Below are 14,059 nucleotides of genomic sequence, written 5' to 3'. Positions count from 1 at the left end.
CGAGTTTTTGGCGAACCTGGGTCGCGTAGATGCTCACGGTCCCCGGGGACAACCCCAGCTCCTCCGCGATCTCGGGGCTCGTCATATCCGCGGCCATCAACCCGAGCACCTCGAACTGACGCTTGGTTAGCCCACTATCCGTCTGCTGTGACGAGTCGGTCGCGTGCGTTTCGGCGACTGCTATCACCTGCTCGCCTGCGTCGACCAATCTGTTGAGCGCACCTCTTTGCACCAAGCTGATCGCTGCGCCACGCCGCATTGCGTCCACCGCCTCGGTGACGTGTTTGCGCTGCGTGGCATTCAGCCCGAACCAGCCGTCTACCAGACCTCCCACGATGCTGTGCAGCCATTCGCTGGGATCCGTGCCCGCATCGGCACGCCATCGGTGCGCCTGCGCGATCCGAAATGCCATGCGGTTGAGCTCCTGTGCCACCTGTACGAGCGGCCGCAAGTCGCGGCCGGTCGGCGAGGCCGGAACCCCGAGCCGAGCAAGCACTTCCCGGAGTGAGGCCCGGCCGTATCGCTCGCGCAACTCGTTGAACGCCGTCGCATCCCCCTGCCGCGCGCGCTGCAGAACGGTGTCCGGCTCGTCGGAATCGCCGAGGTCGATCGCGACAGGATCGATGCGGCTGCCGGATGTCGTCTCACGGTCGCTGGCCGATTGCTGTTCGCTGGCCGCTGGTGATTGCTCTGTCGATGCCTGGTCTGGGGGATCGGCCCTGGAATAACTTGCGGTACCCCGGTTGCCGTCGGCGACGTACGGAGGTTCGTCGTCGGTATTGTTTTCTGCGCGTGGCATTCTGGCCTGTTGCTGGTCGACCAGTTCGGTCAGCCCGTCGAGGACGAAGTGGGGCGAGCCGTCGGCGGTGACGTGTGTGAGCTCCGCCTCCAACTGTCCCCGGTAGGTTGCCCGGGCCTCGGCGCTCATCCCGCGCCACTTTCGTGCCAGCGTGGCGACCAGGCCATTCGGCGCGATGCTTGCGACGAATCCGGAATCGGCCGGGACAGAACCGCGCTGGTACGGTCGGGCCACGGCATTCGCGGGCCCGTCGGTTTCCAGCGCCTGCGTCACGGTGAGGCCGTTGAGCAATCCCCGCAGGGCGTACACCGGATGCGTGGGATCCGCCGGCGCGCTGCGGCCGAACGAATTGTTCGCCTCGGCCAGCGCCTCCGCCGGATTGAGTACGGCCTCCGCACCCCACCAATCCCAATCCGGGTCGACTTCGTCCTCGGGGAGAAAAGCGACCCTGGGCTCTCCCGGTTTCTCCGCGGGTTCCTCCTTTTTCTCGCGGCTGTCGCTATTGAGTAGTTTCAGCCATTCATCGAACCGCGTATCCGAAGGCAGGACTCCCTTTGCGCGCAACCGGACAAAGTAGGCGCGGAGATAGCCGAACACCTTGGGCGCCAGCATGTCCCGGTAGTCCTGCCGTCGATCGAAACGGGTGTCCGCGGGGAGTTCGCCCGCGGCTCGCAACTCGGCAAGGTGGGCGTACCGAGATTCGCTGAGCGGTGGAGCGTGGTGCGACAGCAGTTCGGCCGCGTCGCGCAGGTGTGCCAGCTCGTGCCGTAGGCGGTCGTATACCGGGTCACCGGTCGGCGCGGTCTTCGTACCGCGCCGGAAGCTCGCCTCCATCGCGGCGGTGAAAGACTCCCTGTTGCTGAAGTAATTGTCGTTGAGGAACAGGACGAATTCCGGCTCGCCGAGCATCCAATCCGCCGCGGCGATGGCGCGGTCCGACATGGATGTGACGACAATCGCCGCAGGTCGAATGGTGGGATCCTCGGCGAAGGCATCGATCACCGCGTTCCGGATCGACAGCGCCGTCTCGACCGAGATCCCCCGCTTGTCCAGCCCCAGTACCTCGATGCCGAAGAAGGTGAACAACTGGGCCGCGATCGCCTGCTTGATTCCGTCATCGGCGTCGACAGCGGAGACGTCGGGCGGAGCGGAAGAATGTTCGTGCTGACCGGACTCGGTTGTGTGGTCCGATTCGCGGCCCGGTGTGGTTGTTTCCTCCGCGTCTCCGACGAATCCGTGCTGTTGTGCCGCCTGCATGGTGGGACGCAGGCCGTCGGTATGCAGCTTGATTTCCGCGCGCGCGATGTACCCGTTCACCGTGTTGCGGGACAACCCCAGCCTGGCCGCGATCTGTCCGGAAGTCAGGCCCTCGGCGAGTAGCGCGAGTACTTCCCTTTCCCTGCCGCTGAGTGCGGTGGGGTGCCGCTCCGCGAGGGCGGAACGGAACGCCTGAACGGTGTCCGCGGGAACCGTGCCCGTGATGGGGATATGCGGCACGTCCGCCACTACCAGTCGCAGCTTCTGGACCTGCTGAGGTGACAGACCGGTCTGCTCCGGGGACGGCGGCACGGCGCCGTCGGGCAAACCGCTCGATTGTGCGTCCGTAGGCATACGGACGGGCCTCTCGAATCCCACCCGCTCGGCCAGTCGGACGAGCAGCCGGTTCGACTGGTCCGGCGTGATCCCGAGCACGGCGGCGAGGGAATCTTCGGCGATGCCGTCGGCGATCAGGCGCAGAACGTAGAATTCGCCCTCCGACAGTGTGATCGCGTCGACCGTCCCCATCGGCCCGTCCGGGTGATACCAGAACCCGATCTTCTCGGCCGCACTTCGCACCAGCCGCATGTCATCTTGCGTGCCCGAGCCTTTCACCACATCACGGACCGTGGCCTTGGCCGTGCCCGCTGCTTCGGCCAACGTCTCGCGAGGTGGCTGCGGCTTGATCCACGCGGGGACGAACTCGTTGCCGACCCATCGTGCCGGACGAACACGCTGGGTCACGAAGTTCGGATCGGTGAGGGCCGCGATGTCCGCGCGGTCCGGAGGTACTCCCAACCGGTGAGCCGCAGCGAGGACGCGTTGCGTAGTCTCGCCGTGCCACGGCTTCTTCACGCCGAACCGTCCGTTGAACACACTGCTGACGTACGGCTCGCCCACACCCGCCAGCCGGGCGATATCGGCCCGTGTCGGCTTCTGCTCGGCTTCGATCAGGCGGAGGGTGAGGTAGAGCTCCGCCAGACGGCGCGTCTGTGGCGCAACGGTCTCGTCGGCGGCCAGCACTTCGGCGTGCGTGCGGGTCAGTTCGTCGTCGGCGACGCCCACCTGCTGCGCCAGCTGGTTGCGCAGCGTGTGGATCTGGACCGCGTCCAGCGGGACTGCCGCCAATTCGAGAGGGGCACACAGGAAGGTCTCACTCGCGGCGACAAAGTGTTCCAGCTCCGGCGAGTCCGTCAGGCTTGTGATCCAGTACAGCTCGGCCAGCACCTCGCCCGTGGTCATCGGCTGGGGTGGGCTCAGGTCTTGCAACCCCAGCAGTGCCCGCAATTCTTGGTCGAGGGCCCGGCGCCGGTTGTCGAAACCGTTCTGGCCCAACGGATCAGCCTCAGGGTCGGCCGCATCCCGGAGACCGGATTCTTCGCCGTCGCGCCGCTCCAGCTCGGCAAGCGCGCCCTCGCGAGTGGCCGCTTCCTGATCCGCATGCAGTTCGAGCTGGGACCGGATCCATCGACTCAGCGCCTGACCGTCGATGCCGGTCACGGCGGTGGGCATGGCGTGTGTCTGTTCCGCGACGAGGGCGAGGGCCAGGCGTACAGCTCCCCGCGTCACCGCACCCGGTGGCAGCCCGAGGTGCTCGGCCAGCGCGGTCTGGGCTGGGTCCGAGGCCGCTTCGGCGGGCTGGGCCGATTGTGCCTCGCCAGATCCGTCGATGTCGGCGGGGATGGGCGAGGCCTCGTGGGAGTCGGGTGTCGACTCGTCTCGGTCGTTGTCGGTAGCCGTCGCCGTTGCCCGCTGCAGCGCCTCCGTTACGCGCGCCTGCAACTCCGGGTCCGGGGCGTCCGCGGGATCGTCGACGGCGATACCGCTGTGCACAGCCCAGGCGACCAGCCCGGCGGTGTCGTTGATACCGAGTTTGGTGCGCAGGCCGATCCGGATGTGCTTCACCAACGGCACAGAGATGCCCAGCTCTGCCGCGATCGCCGGGTTCGTGAACCGCCGGGCCACCAGGCGAAGGACCTCGGTTTCCTGCGGTGTCAGACTGACGTCGGCCGTTGGTTCGGGTATCGGTTCCGGGTGGTCGGCCGACCATGCCCGCTGCGCCGCCATCAGTAGCACGGCCCGATCCGGGGTTCCGAGCTTCACCGCGATGCTGTCGAGCTCGTTGATCACGGTGGCGTGCGATCCGCCCAACGTGCGAGCGATCGCTTTGAGTGACAAGCCTTGTGCGGCCAGCCGCAGCACCTCGGGCTCACGCGCGGTCAGTTCGGACGGGCGGGTGGCGATCCGAGATCGGAAGGCGCGCACCGTGGCCCAGGACACCGCTGCCGGATCACGGCTCGCGCCCGGCAGCGACTCGGCGAGCGCTTCGAGCCTCTCGCGCTGCGATGACGGTTCTTGTCGCTGCGCCGACACCCGGATCCTGCCGCGCGCGCCGATCTTGTCCGCCAGTTGCGCCAGCAAGGGATCCAACCGGCTCTGCGGCATGCCGAGTGCGGTTGCGAGGGCCTCGGGTGGCACTCCCTTGGTGACCAGGTGGAGGAGCAGCGCCTCGACTTCGCTCAGTTCGACGGTCCGCGCCTGTGCGCGCGGCGACTGGAGGCCACGCGCCCGGGCTGCGAGTTCCTCGGGATCCGAGGTGCCCAGCTTGGCCTGGATGTGGACCCGATAGCCCCGTGCCGTAGCTGCCGTGACTCCCAGCTGGTCACCGATCGCATGATCCGTGAGACCGGCCGCAACCAGGTCGAGAATCTCGTGTTCGCGGGGAGACAGATCGACGTGCTTCCGCGTTGCCGCGGACTGGGGATCGCCAGGCTGGAACGCCCCCTGCCGCTGTGCCGCCAGCAGACCAGGCAGCCTGCCCTCGACACCCAACCGGCCAGGGAGCTCGGCCATGAACGTCCGCACTCGATACCGCGTCGTCGCCAGCTCGGTAGCGATGGCGCGATTGTCCAGGCCGTTCGCCGCCAGCTGGAGGATGGCGATATCGTCCGGGGAGAACTCGACATCGGTAGGTCGGCCGGACGGGTCGCCGAGCCAGCCCTCCCGATCTGCCGCGAGGACCGCGGGAATCAAACTCGGGCAGCGGAGTTTGGCGCACACATGCCGGGCATAAGTCTGGACGGTTTGGTGCGAAATCCCCATCACCGGGCCGATTTCGCGGTACGACAGGCCACGCGCACTCAGGCGCAGCACCTCGAGCTCCCGGGGGGTCAGTCCGCCTCTGTCCGGGGTCGGATCCTCGGGTTCGGGCCGATCTGATTCCGGAACCACCCTCGCGGGAGACTCTCCCACCGCCCGGACCCGCGCGACCGCCGAGGCGAATTTGCGAATAGGAGCCCACAGCAGGGGGTCCATGTCCTCGCCGGGAGCCGGTAGCACCGCCTCGGCCGTCCGGTCCGATTGGCCTGGCCAGAACTGGCGGAGTACGCGCTGCTGGTTCGGGTCGAGCCCGGCTTCGCGGAGGGCGCGCTGCAGATCCTCAGGGGCGGCATCGGCCAGCGCGCCGGCCACCGCACCGTTCCGTTCGGTCGACGGACCAGCGAGGTAGATCGCCAAGATCTGCTGCCGGAAGCTGTCGAAAGGAGCACGCCTCGACGCGAGGTCTGAGCGAGGGGTCGGCAAGTCCGGGACGGGTTGCGTCGGGTCCAGCTGCGCATCGTCGGGGTCACCGAGGTGGATCGGGGCCGGGACAGCTGCCCGCGCGTGGGACTGACTGTGCTGCTGCCAAAACTCCGGTGGGAGCGCCGACCTGCCGTCAGGTCGCCCGGGCGCCGCCGTACGTGATGAATTACCTTGGGGCGCTCGCGGTTCGGGCGTCTGTGCGGTGCGATCCGGGGACGATGCGACCGTGGCGCGGTGCTCCGCCTGGAGCCGGGCCAACTCGTCGAGCACGAAACCGGTGTCGGGGTTCAAGTATGCGATTTGCTGTTCCGCGTAGTCGGCGCGGGCGGTGGGGGACATAGCGCGCCATCTCGCGGCCAGGGATGCCGACGGTCCGTTCGAGGCGATGCTCGTGCCGAACTCGGACGCAGCCGGGACCGGACCGCGATAGTCCGCCTGCACCAGGGCATTGCGCTGTTCGGCTTCCCTCAACACCTGGAAATACGGAGTGTCTCGAAGCAGGGCTTGCAGGACGTAGGCGGGATGTGTGCGATCGGCCGGTGCGGTCCTGCCGAAGGCGTTGTTCGCCTCGGCCAGTGCTTCTGCCGGATTGAATACTTTGAGGTCGCCCAGCTGGGGTTCGTAAGTCCCCAGTTCGTCCCTCTTCGTCGCCGCGTCCGGATCGGGATGGGCTTGTTCGAATTCGCCGGTGAGTATTTGTCTGCGAGTGTGGGGATCGAGCTGCTGCAACCAAGCGTCGTATACGAGTCTCATATCGACCCAGCCCGCTCGATCGGCTTCGTCTGTTTGCTCGTCGAAAACCCGGCGCAGCGGACCGGTAACCCGTGAGATTCCGGCTCGTTGCAGCCATTTGTCGAAAGCCGCCCGACTCTCGAATTGATTCGTCCACGATACGAAGGCCTTGTACAGGCGATCTTCTTCTGTGAACTTCTTCCTACTCCTGCTGTATGAGTCGAGCTGACCCAGCCAATCATCGAAAGCAATTTCCGATGGCAGCATGTCCGCCTTCTTGAAGGCAACGAAATGCTCGTACAGGAAACCGAAGGCCCGCGCCTCTTTCGAGTCTGCGGAGCGTACCTCCGCCGTCTGATCCGATTTCTCGGAGCGTGCCTCCCCGGTATCTTCCGCCTTCTTGGCGAGCTCTTCTTTCTCGTGTCTGATTCGTTCCTTTTGTATCGGCCGCTTTTCGTAGATGCCCTCTCGGGCGTTCTTGTCTTGCAGGTGCCCCATCTCGTGACTGACGGCGTCGTACGCAGGATCGCCGGTCGGGGCCATCAGGCGGCCTGCCCGCACCGCCTTCCGCATGGTGTTCCGGAATTTCTCCGGGTCACCGAAGAGGTTCTCGTTCAGGACCATGAAGGTCGGGGCGTCCTCTTCGATGCCTTGGGGAGTCCAGATACAGGCGCCGGTACTGCCGACCATGGGGGCGACCAGTACGACGTCGAGCTTGATCTCCTGCCCTGCCGCGAAACCGTCGACTATCGCATTCCTGATCGACAGAGCCGTGTCGACGGAGATCCCCGGCTTGTCCAGTCCGAGCACCTCGATGTCGAACGTCTCGAACAGCTGCCGGGCAATGGCCTGCTTGGTTTTCCGATCGGCCTCGGCTGTCGTCTCAGGAGTCGTTCGGGCCGCGTGGTTCTCGGCCGAGGACTGCGGTTGCCGGGCGGTCGAACCGGTGGTGGCCCGTACTGCGATCTCCTGTGCGACCCACCCGAGCAAGGCGGCCTGGGCGTCGGTGAGGTCGTCGGGGGACTGGGAATTCAGCGTCTCGTCGACGAGTCGGCGTACGGCGGGATTGAAGAGATTGAGGCTGTCGGGCAACGTGTTGTTGCGCGCTTCGCCGAGCAGCCAGTCGCCGACGTCTACGCCCGGGGGGACCTGCCAGCCACCGGCCTCGGCGGCGCCGATTGCGGCGCGGGCGATGGCGTGTGCCAAGACTTGAACCTGTGTTGGTGGTGTGCCGCGCTCCGCACTCCACAGCACGGTGCACAGGCCCTGGGCGGTGGCGGGGCCGAAATGGCGGTCCAATGTCTGCGCGGCGGACCGGTCTCCCTGTTGTGCCCGTTGCAATGTCTCGGTGCGGTCGTCGGCGGGCAACTGGTCGAACGGGACGGTGGTACCCGTAGCGGCCGCGAGGACGGGCTGGGCGGTCGGCACCTGTGCAACCAACTGGGCGACGGCTGCGGTGTGCGCGTCTTCGAGCCGGCGTCCTTGCTGCAGCACCGTCCCGGCGTCGGTGACGAGTTGACGCTGCGCCGGATCGAGTTGATTGAGGCTGGTGTCCAAGAGATTTCGTGCGGTCTCGCGCACGTGGTCGGCGACGTCGGTGCCGATGGGCATCCCTTGCGACTCGACCTGATCGAATGCCGCGTCGCGGACGGCCTGCGCCACCGGCAGCAACGGTGCGGCCGCCTGTCCGCCGGGTGCGTCCAGCACCTGCAGGAGGTGGCGGAGGGTGCTGTCGCCGTGCTCGTCACGCAGGTTGGGTGCGACCGGGGGGTTACCGGAAGCCAGGTTGGATGCCGCCCCGGCGGCGAGGCCGGCGGCGGTCGGGACGGGAGTGCCGTTGTGGGTGGCGGCAGGGGCGTGCTGTGTGTGCGGAGTCGCATGTGGACCGGTCGCATGCGGAGCCGCCGTTCCCGCGGATTGGGGAGGGGGCTGCTGGGGTCGCTGGGTCGCGGTGCCATGTGCGTCCCTGGGTGGGGCGTTGGCTTGGTTGGCGCTGGCGTACTTGGAGGCGAGCTGATTCTGCTCGACGGCGTCCTTCATCGCCGGGACGGCATGCTTCCACAGGTCGGACTCGGCGTTTCGCAGCGCCGTTTCGGCCTTGTTGAGCTCGATGCGGGTGGCCTCGGTGTTGAGGGCTTCGTGCTGTTCTTGGGCGGCCCGGTGGGCCTTGACGGCTTCCTTGTACTGGACGATCTGCTGCGTGACGCCGTGGTCGGTGACCCGGCCCAGAAAGTCCTCGGGGGAGACGTAGTGCACCGCCGAACCCGGGGTGCCACCGTGCTCCCGGTCGGCGCCGGATCCGCCCCGGGCGCCACGACCATCGACCTGGTCGTTCACCCGCTCGGAGTACGACGGCCCGCCGCTGACCTTGACGTCGACACCGCCGAGATCGATCACCTCCTGCGACGGTGTCGGGTCGGCGCCGCGGCCTCCGTCCTTGTTGGTGATATAGATGGTGCCCTTGTCCCCGAATTCCTCGATCTTCTGCCTCACCAGGGCCTCGGCGTTGGCATTGCTACCGCCGTGCTCGGCGTAGAATTCCGCATCGACCACCTCGAACTTCAGCTCGAATCCCTCGCCGTGTTCTTCCTTCGCCGCTGTGCGAAGCAGGTCGATCAGTCCGATCCGCCCGGCATCCGGGTCGCCCCGGATTTCGCCGTTGTCCATGCACACGACCCACTGCGCACGGCCCGTTTGCTCCCCGTCGACAACATGTGCATCCCGCACAATGTCACGGGCCAGCTGCGTGAGTTTCGAATGCGTGTTCTCGTAGAATTTCGGCGGTTCCACGACTCGTTGCGATGTATAGAATGTCGGAAGCTCCGGCACCGGCCCCACGCCGTACAGGTCGTAGGTGATGCCCTCGACGCCCTTCATGGTCCCGGACAAACCAGACGGATCGAACAGCAATTTGCTGCCGATCAACTGCTGATCCGACATGCGCAGCGAATGTTCCTGATTCGCCCGGACCGGCAGCCCTTCCTTGATGTCGACGAACTGACCGACGTCCTGCCAGCGCACCTCGGTCGACTTCGTCCTGTCCCACATCGCCTTGTCGTTGGTTTCGTGAGCGAGGATGCCGATCTTCGCGCCCTCGCCTTCGTCCGCCCGGGTGATGTAGTGCGTGCCCTTCTCCAGCCCCCAGCGGGCGTTGGCGGCATCGGCGTACAGCTTCAGCTCCGAGTCGGTGACCGGCCCACCCGCCACCTTCTCCAGCTTGGCGACCGCCGCCGGGGTTATTTCGGCGGCCCACATTCCCCGGGTGTTCTCCGGCCTCTTGAAATCCGCTGCTGTCAAACCGTGTTCACGTTCGGCGGTCGCCAGTCGATCCCAGATTCCCTGTAGTTTGGCCACCACCTCGGGCGTGGCCTCCTCCGCCGCCCCGGGGGAAAGTACGCATTCGGAATTGCCGTCGAAGATGGTGTCGAATTCGTCGACGGTGAGCTTGCCCGCCGGGAACGGGTCGTACCGGAGGTCCAGGCCGTGGTCGGATGCCGCGGTATCCAGCCTTTCCTTGATCAGATCGATCGACGGTTTCGTGTTGAGGAAGTCCCGCAGTGCCGTCACCTCCTGGTGCGACATGCCACTGGCCGCGAGCTCGTTCATCATCGAATCCGCGACCTTCAACGCGCGGAACAGGTAGTCCTCCTTCGTGCCGACGACGATCCGGCTACGGCCGGGTACCGGATCCGGCAGCGGACCGTCCTGATCCATCCGGACCACATCGATCCCGGTATCCGACTCCGGCCGCGCCACGAATGCCTGCAACTCACCGGCCAGCTCACCGGCGAGCAGATCACTACTGGTCCATGCATGTGCGGTGCCGTGATCGATGGCGTCGGACACCTTCTTCATCACCATCACGATGGTCTTGCCCTCACCGGTCTTCATATCGACCGGACCGTGCTCGAGCAGCAGGAACGCCGCGGCCTGCGTCTCACGCACCAGCCGATGCCGGTCGTCGCCCCGGCGAATCCATTCCGTCATCGCCGCGACGCGCTCCTCCCTGGATCCCCGCACCATTGTGTCGACCAACGACTCCGGTGATGCGTTCGCCAACGGGCTCGTACCGTCGGCCGTGCTGCCCGGTTCGCGCAACGCCCCGATAGCGCGACCGGCATCCAGGGCCGCGCGTACCCGCTCCTGGGCAACGACATCGAACACGGCGCCGCGATCGGTGAGCACCCCAGCCTCGTAGTCGTTCATCAGCGAAACGCCCGCGTTGTCCGAGATTTCCACCAGGTCACGGGCTCTCGCCTGCGCCGCTGCGTCGTGCTGGGCCACCGCCGCCTCGTACGCATCCCGGCACTCGGCCAACTTCGCCCGAGCCTGCCCGAGCTGTTCCTGAGCGGCCCGCGCGGCTTCGACGGCCACCCGATCCTCCGCCGTGCCCCGCCCGAACAGATCGCGTATCTCGTCGCCGAAGCCGACGCGGGTGGCCCGCTCATGCTCCTCCGCCACCCGTACGGTCTTCTCCTGCCGCTGCAGCTCGGCAAGGGCGACCCGCTCGCGCTCGGCCGCCGCTTCGACACGCTGCCGGTGGTGTTCGCGCACCAGCTCGTTCTGCTGCCGCTCGGCCGCATTACGCTGCTCTACTTCGGCTCTCGCCCTCGCACGCGCGTCCGCGGCGGGGTCTTCACCGCGAGCCGTGGGCGGCGCATCCGAATCATCCTGTGCGCGAGCAGGTCGGGACTCAGGTAGTGGGGCGTCCGCGTCGTCGGGGGAATTCGTCTTCGCTTGCTGCTCACTCGCACCATCGTCGCCCGCACGGCCGCCGGGGACATCGTCTCCGCTGGTATCGGACTCACCGGGCTTCGGCCGCGACGCTTCCTCACCGTCATCGGAACGAGCCTTGACCTGTTGCTCATTCGCGCCGTCATCACCCGCGCGGCCCTGCTCCGGCTCCCTTCCCGGATGCGGGGCTCGCGCGGTCCCATCGCCTGTCGCGTCAGCACCGTCGGCCGTGCGGCCGTGCTCCGGCCCTGCTTCCGGATGCGGCGCTCGCGCGGTGCCGGCGTCCGTGGCGTCAGCACCGTCGGCCGTGCGGCCGTGCTGCGGATTGTCGGCCGCGGGCGGTGTGTTCCGGTTGTCATTGTCGGTGGCGTGGGCGGTCGCCGACCCTGACGGGGCATCGCCGTCCTCGGCCCGCCCGCGCGCTCCTTCGACCGGTTCGACGGCCGGAGGGCGCTCCGCGGCAGCATTCTTCGGAGCCGACACACGTGGCGGCCGATTGCCTCCGGCAGCAGCGGGCGAACCACCGGCAGCGGGTGTGCCGGGCTGGACGCCGGCGGCCGGTCGCGCCGGGCCGCCCGACGGCTGCGCGGTCTGCCGCTGCTGCCCGGCCGCGTCCACGGGCCTGTCCCCGCCGGGGGTGCGCGGACCGGAATCACCGCGTTGTGGAGCGGGCGCCGGGTCGGTGACGACCGTCATTGTCGGGGACACGTTCTGGTCCGACGACAATCCGTCGGCCGAATCCTTGTGCGCCCCCGCCGGTACCAGCTCGGACACGGTTGGTTCGGGAACGGCCGCTGCGTCAGGAGCCTGTTGTGCCCCTTGGCGCTCGGTCGCCGACGCCACCGGACCCGGCTGCGCCAATGCGTCGTGCGGGTCGGCCGTGACGGGTCGCGGACCGGGTTCCTCGTCCGCTGCGACACCTCGTTGCCGAACCGGTGCCGACGGCCCGGCTGCCGGATCGCCGCTGTTGACGTCCGCGGCGGCGACGGCGCGGTCTCGCCTGGACGGCCCCTGGCCCGCCGTGTCCCGGTCGACGGGCTGTGGTCGGGCCGGGGTGGCGCCGTTGTCCGGCGCCGCGGCGTGCTCCGGAGTGGAATGCGGCGCTGGCGAGGTGGTCTCGGAGCCGACCCGGTGCCGGTCGCCGCGAGCCGATCCGGCCGCGGCATCGGCCGGTCGAGCGCTGCCTTCGCCGGTATCCGTGGGGTGTGGCGGCACCGAGTCGTCGGGCACGGCCGCAGGGTGATCATGTTCGGTGGTCTGCCGTGCCGTGCCCGCGTTCTCGGCGGCGCTGCTGTCCGAGTCGAGCGGTGCCGGTGGCAGTTCACCGTCGGCAGGAGCCTTTGCGGTGCCGTTTACCTCGGAATCAGCTTGTGCGGCAGGAGCATTCCGTGACCCAGGCGCCTCCGCCGACGTCGGATCCGTCCCGATGCTCGGCACGCCGGCCGGGTTGACGGTGGACGCGATGGCGGCTGCGGGGAAGGTGACGGTCTTGACGGGATTGACGTTGTCGATCAGGGCGCCGGGCATGCCTGCGGGTGGTTCCCAGTCCATGCTGTTGTTCGGCACGGAGAACGGCTGCTCCGGAGGCGGCTTGTACTCCTTCGGCGGAAACACATCGGGTGGTTGATTGCCTCCGTCAGCCTTCGGCGTTGTCGCTGCGGGGGCCGCGGGGGCCTGATCCGCGGGTGTGGCGCCGGCGTCGGAGGGGGGCTTGACGGACTTGACCGGGTTGAGGTTGTCGGGCGACACATTCGGCGGATTCGCGGGCTGCCAGTCGGCATTGTTCAACGGAAGTGTGGGACGGGCTGGTTCGTCCGCGGTGGCCCCCGGTTGGCGCAGCAGCGCCACAAGATTGTCGATCTGCTGTTGCTGATGGGTGTGGGAGGGGTTGTTCGGATCGAAGTCAGCGGTGACGATGCCATGCGAGCGCAGTGCGTCGACGAGCGAATCAGGCGACGGTGCGGCCGTGGTGACATCCGGTGCGGCAGGGGGGTCGGCAGTCGTGTCGGGAAGTGGTGCCCGGCTGCGCATCCCCTGTGCCGCAAAGGCTGCCGCGCCGATGAATCCGCTACCGATACCGGGGATCAGGCCCTCAGTGAAGGCCTTGCGGCTGAACGGCTGATCCGACAGCGCAAGCGAGACGGCAGTGCCGCCGAGAGCGCCGACGGCTCCGGCTCCGGCGCCGACCATGGTGGTGCCGGCGAGCTGCAGGGCCACCCGTCCCGCGGTGCTGGTGGCGTTCGCGCCGATGGTGGCGACCTTCGGCCCGGCCCAGAGTCCGAACAGCATGCCGAGGAAGCCACCGACAGCGCCGGCGGCCGTTGCCACGCCGACCGACTTCCAATCCATCTGTTCGCGGTCGCCCTTGGCGACCTGAATCGCCTGGGCGCCGGCTTGGGTGCCGCCGCCCAGTGCTACCCCGATCATGACTCCGTTGCGCAGCAGCACCATCGAGCCGCGTTCCGCGGCCAGTTCCGCACCGCGTCCGGAAAGGAATGCCACGAATCTCATCCACGCGCGCTGCGCCGCGGTTCGGGTCGCCATCTGTGCTATGGCGGCCTGGATCGGACCACCAGCCGCGAACATCAGTGCGCACCGGGCCAGCTGGATGGCCAGGATCACGGCCATGCTGATGATGACCATCTTCTGCAGCTCGGTGGCGTTGGCGCTCTCGTAGAGCTGCCTGGCGAGGCTGTCGCAGTCCTTGGCCTGCTGTCGGAAGCGATCGGCCGTGCGCTGGTGCTTGTCGGCGATCGCGTCGACGGTTTCGCCGTGTGAGCCCTCAGGCGGCTTTGCCTTCGCTTCGTGATATTCAGCCTGCTCGCGACACCATTCGGCCTTGTCCGACCAGGCATCGGCGGCGCGTCGTTCCGCGTCCTCGTCGCCCAGAGGGAAGTGCCCGGCGACACACATCACTACAACCGGGGGGAGCCAGTCCGGCAAACGCAGCGTCAT

Annotated in this window: 1 protein-coding gene (running past one end of the window); it reads right to left on the bottom strand. The window is 67.6% G+C overall.

Annotated elements, in window-relative coordinates; all coding sequences use genetic code 11:
• Positions 1 to 14,059 carry the 5' end (the start) of a LuxR C-terminal-related transcriptional regulator gene (locus IU459_RS14660; protein ID WP_195130061.1) on the bottom strand. The gene continues 36,971 nt to the left of window position 1, outside the view, so 14,059 of the gene's 51,030 nt are visible here — the first part of the coding sequence; it begins with the start codon at positions 14,057 to 14,059; its stop codon lies off the left edge, out of view.

This window comes from Nocardia amamiensis (genome assembly GCF_015477605.1).
Classification (GTDB): Bacteria; Actinomycetota; Actinomycetes; order Mycobacteriales; family Mycobacteriaceae; genus Nocardia; species Nocardia amamiensis_A.
The sequence above is the reverse complement of the archived record's forward strand: the minus strand, read 5'-3'. Positions and strand labels throughout refer to the sequence as shown.